The sequence below is a fragment of the Bacillus sp. S3 genome (assembly GCF_005154805.1).
Classification (GTDB): domain Bacteria; phylum Bacillota; class Bacilli; order Bacillales; family Cytobacillaceae; genus Neobacillus.
In genome coordinates this window covers 3,012,081-3,032,017 of the sequence record NZ_CP039727.1, presented here as the reverse complement: position 1 = coordinate 3,032,017, position 19,937 = coordinate 3,012,081, and the positions used below count along the sequence as shown (strand labels likewise).

Genomic DNA, 19,937 nt, shown 5'->3' with positions numbered 1-19,937 from the left:
AGATGGCTGATAGTGAAGATTTTAGTGATAGAAGATAATAAAAGTGTTTGCTCAATGATTGAAATGTTTTTTGCAAAAGAGGGAATTGACGGTGTTTTTGTAAATGATGGTGTAGAAGGCTATAACCGCTTTAAAAGCGGCACATGGGATGCTCTCATTATTGACTGGATGCTTCCCGGCATGGATGGTGTCTCGATTTGCCGGAAAATAAGGGAAGAAAAGTTTACTGTTCCGATTATTATGTTAACTGCGAAGGATAGCGAATCTGATCAGGTACTTGGACTTGAAATGGGGGCGGATGACTATGTCACTAAACCGTTCAGCCCCCTGACACTTATGGCGAGAATTAAAGCCGTAACCCGAAGAGTCCAGGCGCAAGTGCCGAAAGAGCAGGACGATATTCTGAAAACAGAGCACTTTATGGTTAATAAAACCACGAGGGAAGTTTTTATTGACCAAACACAGGTGACCAACCTAACACCAAAGGAATTCGATTTACTCTACTACATGGTAGAGCACCCCCGTCAAGTATTCTCACGTGAGCAATTACTTGAGCGGGTTTGGGGATATCAATTTTACGGTGACGAACGGACGGTGGATGTTCATATTAAGCGGCTGCGGAAAAAGGTTGAAACCACCTCGCAGCCATTCTTCCATACTGTTTGGGGAGTAGGGTATAAGTTCGATGACACATTTAAAGCCGATGAAGTTTAAGTATATCTACCAACAGTTTTTTAGCCATATTAGTGTTATCATTGTAGCTTTTTTACTATTAAGCATTTTGTTTACTCATTATGTTGAAAATTTGATTTATGAAAATAAGGCAGATGAACTGATTTCATTTGGTAACGCGATTTTAAAGGATTTAAACGAGGCACCGATTGCATCAGACGCGATATTAAATCAATACAGCAATGTATTGGCTGCGAGAAATACAAGTTTTAGTTTGTTTGATCAGGACGGCGTGTATCTGATTAATAAACGTGGACTGACTATAAAAAATTTACCTGAAAAACAATGGAATTTAGTGAAAAAGGGGCAAACCATCATTGTCAAAAGTGATTATAAAAGTTTTGGACAAGGAGGAGTTACATTTGTCGTTCTCCCTTACATTGATGATGGTAAGTTTTTTGGCGGGGTACTCTTAACTTCGCCAATAAGCGGCTCTAGTAATATGATCCAACAAATTAATAAATTTTTACTTTATACAATGCTGATTGCCTTTGGTGTTTCCTTTTTACAAAGCTGGTATTTGTCAAGGATTCATGTCCATCGGATTAAACGGCTTCGCGATGCCACGTCACAGGTCTCTGAAGGAAATTATCATGTAAAGGTGAATTCCGCGAATTTTGATGAAATTGGGGAATTAGCAAACGATTTTAACCATATGGTTGATAAAATCAATGCCTCGATGCTGGAAATTGAGAGTCTTGAAAATAGACGGCGTCAGTTTATGGCTGATGTATCCCATGAAATGCGGACACCATTAACGACCATTAGTGGGGTGATTGAAGGGTTGAAAAATGATATGATCCCTGAAGAAGACAAGGAGCGGGGAATTAACCTTGTAAGCCAGGAAGCTAAAAGACTGATTCGCCTTGTTAATGAAAATCTCGATTATGAAAAAATCCGATCTAATCAAATTCAGTTATTTAAGGAAGAGATACAGCTTTTAGAAGTTCTGGAAATTATTCAAGAGCAATTAAGCCTGCAGGCAGATGAGAAGGAAAATCAGATTCTTGTTGAGGCTGCACCTGAGATTATGGTAAATGCCGATTATGATCGTCTAGTACAAATATTAATTAATATAACGAAAAATAGTATCCAGTTTACAAAGGGTGGAACGATTTGGCTGAGAGGAAGAGCAGAAGGTCATAATACGACAATTATCGAGGTAGAGGATACGGGAATTGGTATTGATGCCAAAGAGATTGAAAACATCTGGCGCCGTTTTTATAAGGCTGATCTTTCCAGAACCAGCAATCCATATGGGGAATTCGGTCTGGGTCTTTCGATTGTGAAACAACTTGTTGTTCTTCATAATGGTGAGATACAAGTATTTAGTGAAGCGGGAAAAGGAACAAAGTTTGTGATTTGCTTAAAAAACAATTAATTAACGAAAGCTGCGGAATTTCTGCAGCTTTTTTTCATATTGTTTCATATTATTTCTTCGGCTCGTAAAAGTTTGTTAATAATTTCTTAAGATTTGAAGGTTAAAGTAGAGATAAGGAATAGAACAAACTTAAAGGAGATTGATTGTAATGGAATTCAAAAGTGACAATGAATTTGAACAAAATCACCTAAACTCATTAGAGAACATAGAGAATATAAACAAAAAGGAATTTGATATGGACAAGACTGATCACAGTATAACAGAAGAAAATGTAAATGCAGTGGATGCTACTTTCTCGGTGGGGGCGAACATTTCTGAAGAGAATCAAAAAAGAGTTGAATCTGTGGAAGCGGAAGAAATGGCTGCTCCGCCAGTTTTAGAACAATCCCGATCGAACAGTAAGGCTGAACCGAAAAAACGGAAGGGAAGAGGATTTGTTTCGACAATTGCTGCAGGCGTTATTGGCTCTGTTTTGACATTAACAGTTTTACCGCATACTGATTACATGAAAAATTTTGCTCCCAATGTGGAAAATCAAGCAAGCAGCTCGGGAAATAGCGCCTCAGCGGTAAGACCAGTGTCAGCACAGCCAACCGCTGCATCTTCCGGTTCCATTGCTGATACAGTAGAGAAAGTTTCTAAAGCAATTGTCGGTGTGGTCAATTATCAACAGCAGCAAAATAATTTTTATGCAAACCCGAATGGTTCACAAAGTGTAGAAAGTGGTTCCGGTTCGGGGGTTATTTTTCAAAAAAATAATGATAGTGCCTATATTGTGACTAATAACCACGTGGTCGAAGGGGCATCAAAGCTTGAAATCTCCTTGTTTGATGGTCAAAAGACTACAGCTGAGGTTGTTGGGGCAGATGCCCTAACAGACCTGGCAGTATTGAAAATTGATGCCAAATATGTTACCGCAACGGCTGATTTCGGGGATTCTTCGACACTTCGCCCTGGTGACCAAGTATATGCTATTGGGAATCCACTCGGACTTAATCTATCAAGAACTGTTACGCAAGGAATTGTTAGTGCTACAGAACGGAGTATTTCAGTTTCCACATCTGCTGGTAATTGGGATACCAACGTCATTCAGACAGATGCCGCCATTAATCCGGGAAACAGCGGTGGTGCTTTAATTAACCCGCAAGGTCAAGTAATTGGCATTAATAGTTTGAAAATTTCTGAAAGTGGTGTTGAGGGATTAGGCTTTGCGATTCCTAGTAATGACCTTATTCCGATTGTAAATCAATTAATTAAAAGCGGTAAAATTGAACGTCCGTATTTAGGTGTCGGACTTGCAGACTTGGACCAAGTTCCACAGATGTATTGGCAAAACATGCCTGAAAATGTGAAAAAAGGTGTGTTGGTGATGAACATTGACCCAAATTCTGCGGCTGCTAAGGCCGGTTTCCAGCCAAAAGATATCATTGTATCGATGAATGGTACAGAGATTGCGAATTCGTCAGACCTACGAAAATACTTATATACTAAAGCAAAAAACGGCGAAACGATTAAATTTGAAGTGTACCGTGACGGCAAGCAAGTGACGTTGACAGCCAAATTAACTAATAATAAAGACGCATAATCCGCGGTAAAATAAGACCATTCTAAATTTGGTTTTGAGGTGGAATGATGAACAAGGTTGGTAAGTATGCAACAAGTGCAGAAATGGATGACATTGAATTGATGAGTATGGTCTTTGAACTTACCGAAAAAGATAAGATGTTGATGTGGTCGGAAGGCTATATTGACCAGGTTATTGATAAACTTCCTGTTTATGCCCGCGATATTTTGAGGGATCGGAAGGAAAAATGGGAGGATACGAAGGCATTTTATGAAAAGCAACTCGATGAAATCATTTGTTGCAATGATTTTCAAATGAAATTGAAGGGCGAACGGAAGGAGTTCGCCCTTTTCGTTATGGAACGATATCCGGAGTTTCGCTCATTGCTTTTTTTAACCTACGACGGGAATTTAAAAGACGATGATTTGCGAAAGTTTGTTTACCGAAGAAGGTTTGCTGCTAGGAAAAAGTACTTGCATTGATGGTGTTGGGGTACCTGTTGCGGTCATGTTTTTTTCGAACGCCTTTTAAATCCTGTCGAATGAAGTTTCAACTATTATCATATAAGTGGTAATAAAGAACTTGGACAAGGAATGATGGTATGCTGAAAAAATTGGCAATTATCGGATTTGGGAGTACTTTGATTGGTATTGGTATTAACGGTTTTATTCTTCCCTTTCATTTAATCAATGGCGGGATTTTTGGCATCAGCCTATTATTAAACTATTTATGGGGATTTAAGGCAGGGATTACCTTCATATTGCTCAATATCCCTGTGTATATGTTTGCGTATAAGTCAGATCCCATTTATTTTTTCAATGGTTTGATCGGTGCTGTTATCTCGGGGTTTATGATTGAATTTCTACTACCATTAAATGGAACATTCGAACTGCCGATGATGAGCAGTGTTATTTTAGGCGCAATTATTATTGGCATTGGTGTCGGTGTAATGCTTAGAAATCATATTAGCCCGGGCGGTATGGACTTGCTCGCATTATTGCTTGCTAAATGGTCTAAGGTAAATGTTGGTGTAATCATGGTTGCTATTGATGCGGTCATTATCCTCACTGGACTCTTCCTCCTAAGGGATGTGAAACTCTTATATTCGTTGCTAATTATCTCCATAGTCGGGCTTCTTGCCACCATTATTACTTCTTTCCGTCATATGAAGAATTGAAAAATAAGTTCACGGATATTTCACTCCTTTTTCAGAGAAGCTTGATATGATAATAAGTAAAGGGATTTTTTGAAATGGGGTGGAAAAAGTGAATATATTACTTGCTGAGGACGATGTCCGACTTGGGAAGCTGGTATCTCATTTACTGGAAAATGAATATCACCGTGTGGATTGGGTGAAAAATGGAAAGGATGCTTACGACCATGCCCGTATCTTTCCTTATGATCTCATCATATTGGACTGGATGCTTCCTGGGGAAAATGGCCAATCAGTTTGCAAACGGCTGCGCGAAAAGGGAAACCAGAGTGGAATTTTATTTGTAACCGCAAGAGATGCTAATGAAGACATTATTTCAGGTCTTGATTCAGGTGCGGATGATTATATAATTAAGCCCTTTGAATTTAATGAATTATTAGCAAGGATTCGAGCGATAAGCCGGAGAAAGGAAAAACCGCTCGAAGAGGTTATTTCCATCGGGAATTTCAGCCTAAACCTGAACTCTCATGTGCTAAAACGGAAAGATTCCGTGATTGACCTAACGAAGAAAGAGTACCAGTTCCTAGAAATCGTCATGCGTAATCACAACCAAGTCATCACTAGAGAGGTGTTATTTGAAAGACTTTGGGGATATGAAACCGAAGTATCCGAAAATGCCTTGGATGCTTTAGTGAAATTGGTACGAAAAAAGATTGACCTCCCCGGGGAGCCGTCTTTCGTTCAAAATGTAAGGGGAATCGGCTATAAAGTGAGACGCTTCGATGTTTAACCTATTAAAAGCAAAGTTAACCCTTCTCTATTCATTCTCGTTACTTTGTTTACTTCTCTTGTTTATTAGCTTACTTTATGTATTAATCTCGCACGAAATAAATGAAAAAGAAGTAGATGAATTACAAGTTTATTTTTCTAAGGAAAAATGGGACTTCATGGAGGATCTAGATGAAAACGATCATCATGGATTGGAATATGAACCAAACCGAACGATATTTTACTATGTGTTCAATCGGCAGAATAAGCTTATTTATGGAGAGGAAACAATCCAAAATCTCTCCAGCTGGATTGAAAAAAATAATTCCTTAAACGAGGATTCATATACAAAGAGGATGGAGTGGCAGCAGCAGCATCTCCTCCTAGTAAAACAACCGCTAAGAAGCAATGGTAAGCTGCATGGTTTTGTCATTCTTGGGATGAACATCACAAGTGAACAGCACCTAATCCAAAATATCACCTGGACGCTAATCATACTAACACTCGTTTTTAGCCTTTTTTTCGCCTTCCTCGGATATTATTTTGCAGGGCAGGCGATGAAGCCGATTAAAAACGCCTTTCAAAAGCAGGAAAAGTTTGTTTCCGATGCTTCGCACGAGTTAAGGACCCCGCTAAGTATCTTTTATAGCTCAGTCGATTTATTGATGCGAGAGGAAAAAGACAAGCTTAGCCCATTGGGACAAGAGGTTCTTGAGGATGTCAAAACAGAAGCTAGTCTTATGAATAACCTGATTAACAATCTCCTTAGTTTAGCTAGAAGTGATAAGAACCAATTAACTTTAGTTATGAAAGAAATGAATCTATCAAGCTTAGTATCCGCTGTTTATAAAAGATTTTCAAGAAAAATAACCAACCAAATTAAATTTGACCAAAAGATTCTTCCAGATGTTTATCTAGTTTGTGATGAAGTGAAAATACAGCAATTACTATATATTTTATTAGATAATGCCTTTCGCTTCACAAATGAAGGAAAGGTAGCACTCTCATTGACGGTAAAAAACACAAAAATCATTATAACAGTAGAAGATACAGGCTGTGGCATAGCTGCGGATGATCTTCCTTATATTTTTGACCGCTTTTACCGTGCTGATTTGTCGAGGGAGAAGGGTGGTTCAGGTTTGGGGCTTTCCATCGCAGAAACCATTGTTACTGCACATAGAGGAAAAATTTATGTAGAAAGCACGGAAGGACGAGGGACTGTTTTTACAGTGATTTTCGAAGGAAAAAAATAAAACGGCAGCAATGGCTGTCGTTTTATTTTTTGGGCTTCCCTTGTCCAGCTGGCTGATGCAGCATAATAGATTCTAATAGTCTCATAAATAGGAGAACAAGGATAAAGGAACTGGAGGTTAAGTAAAGCAGCAGGGCCCATGGTTCAGATGAATCCGAACCAATGGCAATGCCGTGAACGAGCATGAATAACCAAGCAGGAATGACTGCAAAGTGAATTTTCTTCCACATTTTGATGCCTAACCTCCTGATGAAAAAGTCCGAGGAACCAACCACAATAAAAAATAAGTAGTACGAGAGAGTACCTAAACCCGAGAATAATGGTTCGTTTTTTGCATAAAATGGGATGAAAATCTCTGCTAACGAATAGGGGACGTATTGATCCTGCCAAATTAACAATAGATGAAAACAGATCGTTAAGAGTCCATACCAGCCGCTTATTTGATGGGCTGATACCATTCGGGCTTTCTTTTTCTTCAGAATTGAAAAGGAACTAAATAACCCGATTGCCAGGGAAAGAGTCATCAAATAAAACGCTAAAAAACCGGAGACACGAATCAGTGTCCATACTGAGAAGAAATCTCTCACGGGAATTATTCCTCCATTTCACCAGCCACAACCTTTCCTAGCTGATTCACTAGCAGAAAGGACCGGGCTGAACTGAGATTTTTTAATTCACTTTTCATATTTGTTTCCTCCTCAATCAGGCAAAGTTTTGCCCCAACCTCTGCATCAAGGCAATTCTCTGCGATGACTGTCGCTTGAATAAAGTCGTTATTGACGGGAAGGCCGGTTCTTCCATTTAAAATATGGTGTTTCCTTTCATTCCCTTGAAGCCAGCTGCGATAAACGATGTTTGAGGTGGCGACACTTCCATTTTTTAAACGGAATTGGGCTATTTCTGCATCCTCTTGAAAAGGATGGGACACACCGATTGTCCATTCTTTGCTGCCATCCGACCATACTGTCATATCACCGCCTCCGTCCACCATCCCAGCGGCAGCAGCGCCAACCCGCTTTAACCAACGAGCGGCAGCCTGGACTGCATATCCTTTTCCAATCCCGCCCAGATCGATGAAGCCTTCTGCGATTCGCGTGACCGTAAATGTCCTGGAATCGAAGCGAAGAGGAGAAGCGTCTATTCCATTCACTGGCGGCATAGTGCTCCCGGTAAATCTGCCGCTATCAAACGGAAATGAAGCTTCATAGCCATGAAACCGCATCTGTGGTAATAAATAAGGTGAAAAGAGGCTATTTGTCGTTTGACGGTATTCCTCCGCGCATTTCAGTACATCAAAGAGCGGTGGGGAAATCGTCATCGCATCACCGACGGTCAACCCGTTTAATTGCCCCAGTTCATTTCCAGCTCGAAAACGGGACTATTCTTTTTCAACGTAGCGCACCCAGCCTGCCAACACCTCTTTCCAATTTGCTTGGTTACAATTAGTCACAGCAAAATAAAAGTTCGTATTCATGGCGTCAATCGAAAAAGAGTCCACAATGTCAAGACCTGCGTGATGTTCGATCACTTTGTTCAACACCTGTATTGCCTGCGGCCCCATTTATGTCATAATTCGACCAATCGAGCTGGACGAATTCTTTTTCCTGCTTGCTCATTGATTTTGTAATGATCGTTTCGGGACCCTGCAGGCCATCATTTGGTTGACTTGCACCCACTTGGCTGATAACAAATGCAGTAAGTGCCGTACCTGTAAGGCCAATAACCCACTTCGATTTATTCGATTTGGCCATTTTACTTCACGCTCCCTTTAGATATATTGAAACATCAATGTTTTTTTATTTTCGTCCCATGTGACACGATATCCGAGTGCATTTGCCGCCACCGAAACAGGAAGATAAACAGATTGTTCATAGGATGCAGCTTTTATGGGCATTGGGGTTTTAATCTTGTTTTCAAATGCTGCGTTTGACCCTGCTCTGATAATTAATTCATGATTGTCTTTCGTTAAAACTGAAATTTTGCTTTGATAATAGAACTTGACTTCCGCCCCTAAAACATCAGCAATTGCCTCTGCTGAAACAAGTAATTGGCCATCCTGCGGGATAAAGTAGATACTGGTTTCTTTATTGTTGACGGTAATGGAAAGTTCGGCCGGTTCAATGATGGGCAATGGATTATCCGGATTGTTTCGCGCCTCCCTTGACCAGATATTCCAATATTCTGTTTGCTGTTGGTTAATGATTTGATTTTGCGGTGCCTCCCAATCATCATCATCATCATCGTCATAATCGTAATCATTGTCATTTTGAAAATATTCGTGTTTTTCATCGTCACCGTCATCATCATCAGCCATCACTCCAGTTCCTAGCGTAAACAACGTTAAGATGATGCTTAATAACATCGTTAGCTTTTTCCATTTTTGATTCAATTTGAATCCCTCCTTGGTTCTTATGTCAGCAGTGTAATCCAGTACTCTGAAAAAACTCTGAAAATGATGTGGTAAAATAAATAAATATGGTGATTTGAGGAGGATGGACGTGGACCCAATCGGTGATCATCTTAAAGAGGATTTAAACATTTTATTTGTCGGCTTTAATCCAAGTATTCGCTCTGGTAAGGTCGGGCATCATTATGCTAACCCTAACAATCGGTTTTGGAAAATTTTGCTTGAGGCAGGCTTGACCCATCGGAAATATGAGCCAGCTGAGGATTACAAGCTGTTAGAATTAGGATTTGGTTTTACCAATATTGTGGAAAGGCCCACGAAAGCAGCCGATGAAATTACGAAGGGCGAGTATAAAAAAGGGAGGGAGGTTTTAAAGCACAAAATCGAGAAGTATAAGCCCAAGCTGGTTTGTTTTGTCGGGAAGGGTGTCTATCTACAGTACAGCGGCCAAAAAACGGCCCCATGGGGCAGGCAGCATGAGTCTGTTGTTCCAGGGGTAATCGATTTTGTAGCACCTTCTTCAAGTGGTCTTGTAAGAATGAAATTGGACGAAATTGTTGGGATATATAAACAGCTCACTGATTTAGTTAATTAATAAAAGCATCGACGGTAATTCTAAGCCGTCGATGCTTATCCTATGATCCAAACTTTTTCTTATAATGGGATAGCGCCAACAGTGGAAAAATATATCGGTAGCTGTGATAGTGGATATAAAAGCCGCCCGCCATGCCCTGCCCCTTTGGGTAATCAGTTGTCCAGTCATCTTTTTCAAGTGAAGACAGTAAATAGGTAATTCCTTTTCGAATCTCAGGAGACGGTTTATCCGAAGCGGTAATTAGGGAATCAAGCGCCCAGGCGGTATGTGTTAATGTACTTGCCTTCAAAGGTACATACGTTTTTCTCCTATCACTATGACAGGATTCTCCCCAGCCGCCATCCTTATTTTGGATCGCACGTACCCAATCTGCAGCTTTTTGGATAGAAGAATGATCCTTGGCTACCCCGGCAGCTAGAAGTCCGGTTAGGGCTGCCCAAGTTCCATAAAGATAACATATTCCCCATCTCCCGTACCATGAGCCATCTTTTTCTTGATTTTTCAAAAGCCAGTGTTCTCCTCTCTTAATTGCTGTATGACCCTTGGGTAAATTAGTATATTGACCGAAAAATTCAAGCGTTCGGCCCGTTAGATCGGCGCAGGAGGGGTCAGCAAGTAAAAACTCTGCTTTTTCAATTGGGAGGAATTGTAATAATTTTGAATTGGCGTCTTTTTCAAAAGCAGGCCAGCCTCCATCATCATTTTGCATTGAAAGGGCCCATGTAATCCCTCGTTCCCATGCTGGCAGCTCGTTAGGAACCATTCTGGCTATAGACCGGAGCGCTGCCGTCGTATCATCCACATCAGGAAGAATCGTATTCACATCAGAAAAACCCCAGCCGCCTGGCATCGTATTTGGATTATGAACCACCCAATCACCAAACTTATGATGTTGCCGTTCGAGTATATAACGATTTGCCTTTACAACCACTGGATCTTTCGGAGATACTCCTGCATTTTGTAAAGCGAAACCAATTAACGCTGTATTCCAGAAGTTGGCGGTTGTATATTGCATATGGGGTAATCCGTCAATCTCGCATTTCATTGATTGAATACCAGCTACTGCCTTAGTAATCACGGGATCGGTCTTTTTGTAACCAAGGGATAATAGGGCGAAGATCATTAAAAATGTACTGCTGAAATAGCTTAAAAAAGTACCGTCAGGCTCAATCCGGTCGAGCATATACTTTTTTCCCCGTTCAATGGCCAGTTGGTGAAGCTGCTCAGGTAATCCCAGTAAATTTTTAACACCCTCTTCAATAAAAGAATGCAATGATTGATATTCGTTCGAGCGGGTCCATTGACCAATTTCATTCCGCTGTAAATATAATGGTGACAAGTCAGGGCTCCTGTCCGTTTTCATCACAAATTTATTATCAGCAAGAATCATAATAGGTGCGAGATTTGCCCGGCCAAAAGAAGAAAATGAATAAAAGTTTATCGGGAAATTCATTGGCAGAAGGACAACCTCGATGGGCAGCGGGGAAAAGGGCGGCCACTTATATTGTCCTGTTAAGGCAAGCATGATCTTTGTATACATGCCGCTTTCCTCTAGTCCGCCATTTGCTAAAATGAAGTTCTTTGCACTCCGCAGACGTGTATCTTCTTTCTGGTAGTAACCTGAATATAACAAAGCGTAATAGGCTTCAACTGTTGCGGTTAAATTACCATCTCCTTCATCGTAAAAAAGCTTCCAGGCGCCGTTTTTCTCCTGTCTGCTTAAGATCCTCTTTGTCAGCCCTTTGATTAAATCTTCATCATTTATTTCCAATGTCCGTAATAAAATGATCATATAAGCATCTGTGGAAATCCCTGTTTCAAAGGGGTAGCCCCAAGAGCCGCCGGGAGATTGGTCTTTTCGAAGCATGTCAATAATCCATTCGATGCCTGCCTGTGTATCCATCATACGAACTCCTCATTCCTCTCCCAATTTGTTGTCTCATCTATACATATTCTCTTTATGGCAGGAGAATTCGTAAGGGAGGTAATGTGCTATTTTTTTTAAGCGGAACCGAGTGAAAACACCGCTCCAAAGTATCACAGAAGAATTGAAGAAAAAGAACAAACTTGCACCATCAGCCTCCCCAATCACGAAGGGTGAAGAAATTATTTTACAAAGGATAAATCACATTACAGAGCAGCACAATCTTAACAATATCACTAGAACAAAGGCCTATCTTGATTTTTACCTAAGGTACCCGGAAATCCAATGGGCATTTCTAGGTCATATGGTATCGAGAAATGGCGGCTGGAACATGACCGATCTTAAAGGTGAATTTCTGACTCGATTAATGGCAAAAAAAGAGCGAAATCTATTTTTCAATTTTTTAGAGCGGGGTAACTGGCTTATATTCCAAGACGTCTATCCGCAATTTTTGCTGTATGAGGAGAGCCTCAAGCAAAGAAAACCATTGTTTCATTTATTTTCTTATTTAAATATTTCCACGTTTATGGAAACAATTTGGAGCCAGTTTTGGCAAAATCAGGACACCTATATTCATACGATTGCCATGGTTATTAATGAACAAAGCTATCTTGAAGAAAGAGTGGTAAATAACAAGCAATATCAAAATGAGGTCATTAACAAATTTGAATTTTTGCTGCAGGATTGGCTTTCTTTCAACCATATTCTTTTTCCATACGGAATAAAGAACTTAGTGGGACAAACACTTCACCAGTTTGAATCACTAAACGAGCGGATTATGCTTGGAAAAAGGCTGTATGCCATACTATTTAAAAACAAGAACATTCATGAACAGGTAGTTGAATGGGCAAAAGGCCATCCTCACACAGGATCTAGAAAGGATTATTGGCCTCATATTTTTAATAGTGTTAATGAAGGGATTCCAGGTTTTCCTTATCAGCTACGTTTAAAATCCTGCCAGCTAATGTCTGGGGCAAGGAAGATTTATAGTCCAACATTAGAAAACTCCTGGAAAAATGTCAGGCAGGAAGAAGCGGAAAAAGGGGATTGGTTTAAGGATTGGAGAGTAGTCGATTATTTAATAGATAACGAAGAAATAATTAATGGGGAGATTAATAATGAATACTGCAAAACACTTGAACGGCTCGAGCTTGCAACCCTTGCAAAAAAGGCGATTACCTTATAGGGAACTTGCCTGCATGCTGCTCGGTTCCCTGCTTGGAACATATTTAGATTTATATTTTGTCGGGAAATCAATTTATCAGTTTCCGATCCGGCCATTACCGGAAATTTTCTCGATTAATATCGCATTTACATTAGTGGGGCTCCCCATTCTTGTGCTCATTTTCGTCCGGTGTCTTTCACAGGTAAATAAATGGGGAAAAGCAGGTATAATACTTTTTGTCAGCCTGTTGATGTCAATCTTTGAAAAATTAGCGGAGGCATTTGGCTGGTATGTTCATATCGATGGCTGGCAGCACCTGTATACGTTTTTCGGGTATTTGCTGTTCTTATCGATTATCACTTTGTTTTTTGAATGGACGGCAAAATGGAATAGGTAAAACAAAAAGCCGAGATAGGTGTCCCGGCTTTTTGTGCTGCCAACATTAGTGGCAGCAGAAGCCCCTTCCGTCCGTACAGTGGTTAAGTGTCCCGCAACAAGCGAATGTTCGGAAGGGGTTTCTTTATTTTACCACATCCATCGTAAAAATATGAATCGGTGGTGGAAATATTAAATGACAAAACTTTCTTTTCTTTGGCGAAAAGTGTATGATAATAATGATTTTCACATAAAGGAGTGTTTAATAATGGCTAAAAAAGGATACATATTGATGGAAAACGGCGAAAAAATTGAGTTTGATTTGTTTGCAAACGAAGCGCCAGGAACAGTATCGAATTTTGAAAAGTTAGCAAATGAAGGCTTTTACAATGGGGTTATTTTCCACCGCGTTATTCCAGGTTTTGTTTCACAGGGGGGCGACCCGACTGGAACAGGGATGGGTGGACCTGGCTACACTATCAATTGTGAAACAGAAGGAAATCCCCATAAGCATGTACCTGGATCATTATCAATGGCACATGCTGGAAGAAACACCGGCGGCAGCCAATTCTTCATCGTTCATGAATCACAGCCACACTTAAATGGTGTTCACACAGTTTTTGGCCAGGTAACATCTGGATTAGAAGCAGCAAAAGCAATGAAAAACGGCGACAAAATGGTTGAAGTTAAAGTATTTGATGTAGAATAAGTTATGCGAGAGGGCTTTTAGCTCTCTCTTTTTTTCTTTTTAAGAATTGTAAAGATTTTTCAAGGGCAAATTAACCTCAAATTTCACAATTGGGGGTCATAATTATGAAAAAGTTTGCTCTGCTCCTTATCCCACTTCTGTTAGTTCCACATCATATTAATGCTATAGAAAATCAAAAGGATACAAAACAACTAAAGGCGGCTATTATTATTGATGATTTTGGCGGCGGTACCGGCGGGGTTCGCGATTTCTTAGAAGGGGATATTCCGATTACGGCTGCTGTTATGCCTTTTACAGAAAACTCTAAAGCGCATGCGGAATGGGCGCATAAAAATGGATTCGAAGTCATGGTGCATCTACCTATGGAGCCCAAATGAGGCAAAAAATCTTGGCTCGGTCCAAAGCCGATAACGGTTGATCTTTCGCCGGAAGAAATTAGGGATCGAGTTAAGAAAGCGATAAACAGTGTGCCTTACGCAGTAGGGATTAATAATCATATGGGATCAAAGGCAGTAGAAGATGAGAAAATTGTCCGGATCATCGTAGAAGTTGCTAAGGAGAAAAACTTTTATATTATCGATAGCAGGACAAGCCCGGAAACTAAATTTCCTAAAGTAGCAAGGGAACTAGGTGTACCACTGCTCCAAAGAGACGTGTTTCTTGATGACATCTCCTCCTCATCCTTTGTTAGAAAACAAATGTTGAGACTGGCTAAAGTAACAGAATTCAATGGTCAAGGCATTGCCATTGGCCATGTCGGTGTAACCGGAAAAGTTTGTTCTCTAGGTATTTTTCATTCAATGGATGAATTTCAAAAACGAAATATAAAAATTGTTCCAGCTTCAAAGCTGTTTAATGAAACATTAATTGAAAAACAATTGGTCCCTTGAAAAAAGGCAGCTGTGGCTGTCTTTTTTATTGAAAACGGATTTCTTTCCCTATCCACTCTTAACTGGTATGATATCTCCTATCTAAATACAAATAAGCGAGGGAGAAGGAACGGTAAAAATGAAATTAGTTTCTTGGAATGTTAATGGTCTTAGGGCCTGTGTGAAAAAAGGATTTTTAGATTATTTTCAGGAAGTGGATGCCGATATTTTCTGTGTGCAGGAAACGAAATTACAAGAGGGGCAAATCAGCCTCGAGCTAGACGGTTATTACCAATACTGGAACTATGCGATGAAGAAGGGCTATTCCGGTACTGCGGTGTTTACTAAAAACGAGCCGCTCTCCGTAAAATATGGTGTTGGGACAGATGAAAGCGAAGAGGAAGGACGAATCCTTACCTTAGAGTTCAGTGACTTTTTCTTGGTCAACGTGTATACGCCAAATTCACAAAGGGACTTAGCAAGAATTAGTTATCGACTCGATTGGGAGGATCGTATGCTTGAGCACTTGAAAGCGCTAAATGAACAAAAATCTGTTGTTCTTTGCGGAGATTTGAATGTTGCCCATCGAGAGATTGATTTGCGTAATCCAAAGTCCAATGTAGGAAACTCCGGATTTACGGTAGAAGAACGGGGTAAAATGACTGACCTACTGAAAGCCGGCTTTGTTGATAGCTATCGTCATTTTTATCCGAATCAGGAGGGTGCCTACACATGGTGGTCCTACATGATGAAGGTCCGCGAAAGGAATATTGGCTGGCGGATTGATTACTTTATCGTATCGGAATCGTTGCGGGAGCGCATAAAGAATGCGGACATTCATTGTAATGTAATGGGCAGTGATCATTGTCCAATCGTCCTAGAACTTCAATAATCGTAATCGATAACTTTTTCTTATCAAACATCATAAAATACCCGTCATTTTCTTTATATGACTCCTCGTTTAAAGTGAGGATATAAAGTGAATTTCGGAGGGATGAAATATGGATCTTAAAAAGGACGTTCAGAAGCAATTTGGAAAAAGTGCGGAATCCTATGTAAACAGCACTATCCATAAAGATGGAAAAGACTTGCTAAAGCTATTGGAAATGTCATCAATAAACGGTGAAGAGAAATTGCTGGATGTGGCAACAGGGGGAGGGCACACTGCAAACGCATTTGCTCCTTATGTAAAAAAGGTAACCGCAGTGGATTTGACACCTGAAATGTTACTTGCTGCCGAAAAATTTATCAAAGGGAATGGTCATCAGAATGTAGACTTTGTTCAGGGGGATGCCGAGAACCTTCCGTTCCCTGATGAAGCATTTGATATAGTGGCATGCCGGATTGCGCCGCACCATTTTCCAAATATTAATCAATTTATTAGCGAAGTCTATCGTGTTCTTAAAACAGATGGGCAATTATTACTTGATGATAATGTCGTTCCTGAAGACGATGAATTCGATCAATTTTATAATACTATTGAAAAATGGCGGGATTATAGTCATTTTCGGGCGTGGAAGAAGAGTGAGTGGCTCCGCCTGCTAGAATTGGCAGGTTTTGAAATAATAGAATGGCATCGATTTGAGAAGACCTTCCATTTCGAACCTTGGTGTAATCGGATGAAGATCACGATAACTGAGAAGGAAAAATTGGCACAGTACATGAAAGGTGCATCGGAAGAAATAAAAGCTAAATTCAGAGTAGTAATCGAGGAAGGGCAAATAATATCCTTCCAAGGAGAAGCCGTTGTTTTAAAGGCGATGAAAAGGTAAGGAAAAAACCCTCAGCAATAAGAAACGATTCTCTTATTGCTGAGGGTTTTTTAAGTATGATTAAATGTCATTTAGGGCGGTACCGTATTCATCGAACTCCGGTAATTTCTCCTGTTGATTGGAATTTTCGATTTGTTCTTGGTCAACGGGAGGCACTAAATCATCTTCTTTTTTTTGCGAATACAAACTCACTATAGCAGCATCTCCTTCATTATTGTTTTACTAAAGTATTTTTACCTAGAAAAAATGGTTCTAAACATTATTTTAATCCCTTCTAAATCTCCCCATCACTTCGATCGCTCTCGTAATATGGACAAATGCAGCCGGATCATTTTTCTGAATGGTTTCTTTCGTTTCGGCTAACTCATATTTTGTAATCACTGTTGTTAACACTTTTTTAGGATGTCGGGAATAAACACCTTCAGCATCTGTCATCGTAATTCCACGTGGATGCAATTGAATAAGGGCTTCACTCAATTCCATCCATTTCTCGGTTACAATGGTGACTGTTAGCTTTGTGTGATTCGTATGAACGGTATCAACTGCCTTTCCAGAAGCAAATATCGCAAATAGAGTATAAAGTGTCTTATCCACACCAAAGACGAGAGCTGAAACTAGTACAATTGTATAATTTAAACAGGTGATGATAACGCCAACTGACATATCCTTCTTTTTGGCTAAAATTAGACTGATTATATCTACGCCACCAGCTGAAGCTCCAACACGGATATTCGCCCCCACACTTAAACCATAGAGCACTCCGCCAAAAACGCTTGATAATAAAATGTCATCACTGAAAGTATGGACGGGAATAAACTTCATTGACACAGACAAGAGGATCACAGAATAAACGGTCAAAAACATGAATTTCCTGCCTAAATAAAAATAGCCAAGAACAAATAATGGAAGATTAATAGCGAGTATGATCCAGCCTGTGTTTAATGACAGATAATTATTTATGATAATGGCTATCCCTGCAATTCCGCCTGTTAACACTTGATGCGGAATAAGAAAGGTGTTTAGGGAATACGCCATAAGGATTGTAAAAAAGGTTACTGCAATAGTTTGAATAACTATTTTTTTCACTTTCATGCACCTCATTATTTTTCATGTGTTCGATGGAAGCACTCTATATGATGTAGTTTAGTAGGTGAAACTGGGAATGACCAGAGAATAATTTGTGACAAAACGTTATAGATATCGTAAATGAATTATTGATGTAAAAAAATTATTAATAAGTTGTTGACGAACGATTCTTTAGATAGTATGATAGTCAATGTCGCTGCTGAGGAAATGAAATTAGCCGAATGGAGGCTGAAAACATTTCAATTAGAAGTTGACAAGTTTAAAGCGTTATGCTAAGATAATAAATGTCGCTAGATTAGTAGACAGAATATTTTAATAAAATTGATATTGTTCTTTGAAAACTAAACAAACAAAAACGTCAACAAACAATAAATTATTAGTTTCTTCTATAGAAACTAAGCCAACGTTTTATTTTATGAGCTAATCAACTCAACTTTTTTGGAGAGTTTGATCCTGGCTCAGGACGAACGCTGGCGGCGTGCCTAATACATGCAAGTCGAGCGAATCAATGGGAGCTTGCTCCCGTTGGTTAGCGGCGGACGGGTGAGTAACACGTGGGCAACCTGCCTGTAAGACTGGGATAACTTCGGGAAACCGGAGCTAATACCGGATAATTCTTTTCCTCTCATGAGGAAAAGCTGAAAGTCGGCCTCTCGCTGACACTTACAGATGGGCCCGCGGCGCATTAGCTAGTTGGTGAGGTAACGGCTCACCAAGGCGACGATGCGTAGCCGACCTGAGAGGGTGATCGGCCACACTGGGACTGAGACACGGCCCAGACTCCTACGGGAGGCAGCAGTAGGGAATCTTCCACAATGGACGAAAGTCTGATGGAGCAACGCCGCGTGAGCGATGAAGGCCTTCGGGTCGTAAAGCTCTGTTGTTAGGGAAGAACAAGTATCGGAGTAACTGCCGGTACCTTGACGGTACCTAACCAGAAAGCCACGGCTAACTACGTGCCAGCAGCCGCGGTAATACGTAGGTGGCAAGCGTTGTCCGGAATTATTGGGCGTAAAGCGCGCGCAGGCGGTCCTTTAAGTCTGATGTGAAAGCCCACGGCTCAACCGTGGAGGGTCATTGGAAACTGGGGGACTTGAGTGCAGAAGAGGAAAGCGGAATTCCACGTGTAGCGGTGAAATGCGTAGAGATGTGGAGGAACACCAGTGGCGAAGGCGGCTTTCTGGTCTGTAACTGACGCTGAGGCGCGAAAGCGTGGGGAGCAAACAGGATTAGATACCCTGGTAGTCCACGCCGTAAACGATGAGTGCTAAGTGTTAGAGGGTTTCCGCCCTTTAGTGCTGCAGCTAACGCATTAAGCACTCCGCCTGGGGAGTACGGCCGCAAGGCTGAAACTCAAAGGAATTGACGGGGGCCCGCACAAGCGGTGGAGCATGTGGTTTAATTCGAAGCAACGCGAAGAACCTTACCAGGTCTTGACATCCTCTGACACTCCTAGAGATAGGACGTTCCCCTTCGGGGGACAGAGTGACAGGTGGTGCATGGTTGTCGTCAGCTCGTGTCGTGAGATGTTGGGTTAAGTCCCGCAACGAGCGCAACCCTTGATCTTAGTTGCCAGCATTCAGTTGGGCACTCTAAGGTGACTGCCGGTGACAAACCGGAGGAAGGTGGGGATGACGTCAAATCATCATGCCCCTTATGACCTGGGCTACACACGTGCTACAATGGATGGTACAAAGGGCTGCGAGACCGCAAGGTTTAGCCAATCCCATAAAACCATTCTCAGTTCGGATTGCAGGCTGCAACTCGCCTGCATGAAGCCGGAATCGCTAGTAATCGCGGATCAGCATGCCGCGGTGAATACGTTCCCGGGCCTTGTACACACCGCCCGTCACACCACGAGAGTTTGTAACACCCGAAGTCGGTGGGGTAACCTTTATGGAGCCAGCCGCCTAAGGTGGGACAGATGATTGGGGTGAAGTCGTAACAAGGTAGCCGTATCGGAAGGTGCGGCTGGATCACCTCCTTTCTAAGGATAATGCAGTCCTTTCGGACTGATAATAAGGTTGACGTTTCTTGTTTGTTTAGTTTTGAGGGAGCAATTCTCTCAAAGCTTTTTTTAATCGTTCCTTGAAAACTAGATAATCGTAAGAAGAAGCAAAGTAAACATCGAGTAATCGCCATTTTAGTTTTTCTCTCTTATTGAATAAGAGTTATAAACCTTTTT

Annotated in this window: 20 protein-coding genes, 1 rRNA gene and 2 pseudogenes; 15 read left to right on the top strand and 8 right to left on the bottom strand. The window is 40.8% G+C overall.

Going from position 1 to position 19,937, the window contains the following annotated elements; translation table 11 throughout:
- Nucleotides 1-12 precede the first annotated feature (12 nt).
- The 7 genes from FAY30_RS14505 (at nt 13) to FAY30_RS14475 (ending at nt 6,851) form a co-directional block, all read left to right on the top strand.
- Entirely contained in the window at nt 13-714 is a 702-nt protein-coding gene (locus FAY30_RS14505; RefSeq protein WP_149870534.1) for a response regulator transcription factor, read from the top strand.
- The gene (locus FAY30_RS14500) at nt 686-2,113 is read left to right on the top strand and encodes a sensor histidine kinase (protein WP_149870533.1); all 1,428 of its coding nucleotides are present in this window, start codon (nt 686-688) and stop codon (nt 2,111-2,113) included. Before FAY30_RS14505 ends, FAY30_RS14500 begins: the two co-directional genes overlap by 29 nt.
- 148 nt (nt 2,114-2,261) lie before the next feature.
- Complete coding sequence (locus tag FAY30_RS14495) at nt 2,262-3,698, top strand: S1C family serine protease (protein WP_223820786.1); 1,437 nt, start codon at nt 2,262-2,264, stop codon at nt 3,696-3,698.
- 47 nt (nt 3,699-3,745) lie between these two features.
- Complete coding sequence (locus FAY30_RS14490) at nt 3,746-4,159, top strand: hypothetical protein (RefSeq protein WP_149870532.1); 414 nt, start codon at nt 3,746-3,748, stop codon at nt 4,157-4,159.
- Between the two features lie 119 nt (nt 4,160-4,278).
- The gene (locus FAY30_RS14485; RefSeq protein WP_149870531.1) at nt 4,279-4,854 is read left to right on the top strand and encodes a YitT family protein; all 576 of its coding nucleotides are present in this window, start codon (nt 4,279-4,281) and stop codon (nt 4,852-4,854) included.
- 88 nt (nt 4,855-4,942) lie between these two features.
- Complete coding sequence (locus FAY30_RS14480; protein WP_149870530.1) at nt 4,943-5,620, top strand: response regulator transcription factor; 678 nt, start codon at nt 4,943-4,945, stop codon at nt 5,618-5,620.
- Complete coding sequence (locus FAY30_RS14475; RefSeq protein ID WP_149870529.1) at nt 5,613-6,851, top strand: sensor histidine kinase; 1,239 nt, start codon at nt 5,613-5,615, stop codon at nt 6,849-6,851. Before FAY30_RS14480 ends, FAY30_RS14475 begins: the two co-directional genes overlap by 8 nt.
- Nucleotides 6,852-6,873: 22 nt before the next feature.
- Here FAY30_RS14475 and FAY30_RS14470 read toward each other — a convergent pair whose 3' ends face one another.
- The 5 genes and pseudogenes from FAY30_RS14470 to FAY30_RS14455 all read right to left on the bottom strand — a co-directional run bounded on the left by FAY30_RS14470 (nt 6,874) and on the right by FAY30_RS14455 (nt 9,239).
- Nucleotides 6,874-7,437, bottom strand: a complete 564-nt coding sequence (locus FAY30_RS14470) for a ferric reductase-like transmembrane domain-containing protein (RefSeq protein WP_223820785.1) — start codon at nt 7,435-7,437, stop codon at nt 6,874-6,876.
- Between the two features lie 5 nt (nt 7,438-7,442).
- Nucleotides 7,443-8,216 (bottom strand): annotated as a pseudogene (locus FAY30_RS14465) (FAD:protein FMN transferase); the annotation flags it as partial.
- A 12-nt stretch (nt 8,217-8,228) separates the two neighbouring features.
- Nucleotides 8,229-8,378 carry a hypothetical protein gene (locus FAY30_RS27210; RefSeq protein WP_190284653.1) on the bottom strand — a complete coding sequence of 50 codons (150 nt, stop codon included), beginning with the start codon at nt 8,376-8,378 and terminating at the stop codon, nt 8,229-8,231.
- Nucleotides 8,353-8,601: a hypothetical protein gene (locus FAY30_RS14460; protein ID WP_149870527.1), complete on the bottom strand. Its 249-nt coding sequence runs from the start codon at nt 8,599-8,601 to the stop codon at nt 8,353-8,355. The genes FAY30_RS27210 and FAY30_RS14460 overlap by 26 nt, the downstream gene beginning before the upstream one ends.
- Nucleotides 8,602-8,618: 17 nt before the next feature.
- On the bottom strand, nt 8,619-9,239 hold the full coding sequence (locus FAY30_RS14455) for a copper amine oxidase N-terminal domain-containing protein (RefSeq protein ID WP_149870526.1): 621 nt from the start codon (nt 9,237-9,239) through the stop codon (nt 8,619-8,621).
- A gap of 109 nt (nt 9,240-9,348) precedes the next feature.
- Between FAY30_RS14455 and FAY30_RS14450 the strand changes: the two genes are divergently transcribed.
- The gene (locus FAY30_RS14450; protein ID WP_149870525.1) at nt 9,349-9,852 is read left to right on the top strand and encodes a mismatch-specific DNA-glycosylase; all 504 of its coding nucleotides are present in this window, start codon (nt 9,349-9,351) and stop codon (nt 9,850-9,852) included.
- Nucleotides 9,853-9,892: 40 nt separating this feature from the next.
- Here the strand turns inward: FAY30_RS14450 and shc are convergent, their stop codons facing one another.
- Nucleotides 9,893-11,758, bottom strand: a complete 1,866-nt coding sequence (gene shc / locus FAY30_RS14445) for a squalene--hopene cyclase (protein ID WP_149870524.1) — start codon at nt 11,756-11,758, stop codon at nt 9,893-9,895.
- 109 nt (nt 11,759-11,867) lie between these two features.
- On the opposite strand from shc, the gene FAY30_RS14440 reads away from it, so the two are divergent.
- The 6 genes and pseudogenes from FAY30_RS14440 to FAY30_RS14415 all read left to right on the top strand — a co-directional run bounded on the left by FAY30_RS14440 (nt 11,868) and on the right by FAY30_RS14415 (nt 16,666).
- Complete coding sequence (locus FAY30_RS14440) at nt 11,868-12,962, top strand: DUF2515 domain-containing protein (protein WP_223820784.1); 1,095 nt, start codon at nt 11,868-11,870, stop codon at nt 12,960-12,962.
- Nucleotides 12,895-13,338 carry a CBO0543 family protein gene (locus FAY30_RS14435; RefSeq protein WP_223820783.1) on the top strand — a complete coding sequence of 148 codons (444 nt, stop codon included), beginning with the start codon at nt 12,895-12,897 and terminating at the stop codon, nt 13,336-13,338. The genes FAY30_RS14440 and FAY30_RS14435 overlap by 68 nt, the downstream gene beginning before the upstream one ends.
- Before the next feature lie 246 nt (nt 13,339-13,584).
- A complete protein-coding gene (locus FAY30_RS14430; protein ID WP_149870522.1) occupies nt 13,585-14,025 on the top strand; it encodes a peptidylprolyl isomerase in 441 nt (146 codons plus the stop codon).
- Nucleotides 14,026-14,129: 104 nt separating this feature from the next.
- Nucleotides 14,130-14,915, top strand: a pseudogene (locus FAY30_RS14425) (divergent polysaccharide deacetylase family protein).
- 118 nt (nt 14,916-15,033) lie between these two features.
- Nucleotides 15,034-15,786 (top strand): exodeoxyribonuclease III, encoded by a 753-nt coding sequence (locus tag FAY30_RS14420; protein ID WP_149870521.1) that lies wholly within the window; start codon nt 15,034-15,036, stop codon nt 15,784-15,786.
- A 109-nt stretch (nt 15,787-15,895) separates the two neighbouring features.
- Nucleotides 15,896-16,666, top strand: coding sequence for a class I SAM-dependent methyltransferase (locus FAY30_RS14415; RefSeq protein ID WP_149870520.1), 771 nt, complete (start codon nt 15,896-15,898; stop codon nt 16,664-16,666).
- Between the two features lie 60 nt (nt 16,667-16,726).
- On the opposite strand, the gene FAY30_RS27860 is transcribed toward FAY30_RS14415, so the two are convergent.
- Together FAY30_RS27860 and FAY30_RS14410 are read right to left on the bottom strand one after the other, a co-directional pair.
- Nucleotides 16,727-16,858, bottom strand: coding sequence for a hypothetical protein (locus tag FAY30_RS27860; protein WP_263315195.1), 132 nt, complete (start codon nt 16,856-16,858; stop codon nt 16,727-16,729).
- Between the two features lie 72 nt (nt 16,859-16,930).
- Nucleotides 16,931-17,752 (bottom strand): YitT family protein, encoded by an 822-nt coding sequence (locus FAY30_RS14410; RefSeq protein ID WP_190284652.1) that lies wholly within the window; start codon nt 17,750-17,752, stop codon nt 16,931-16,933.
- Between the two features lie 435 nt (nt 17,753-18,187).
- Here FAY30_RS14410 and FAY30_RS14405 point away from each other — a divergent pair.
- Nucleotides 18,188-19,739: ribosomal RNA gene (locus FAY30_RS14405) — 16S ribosomal RNA — on the top strand.
- The last annotated feature ends 198 nt before the right edge of the window (nt 19,740-19,937 follow it).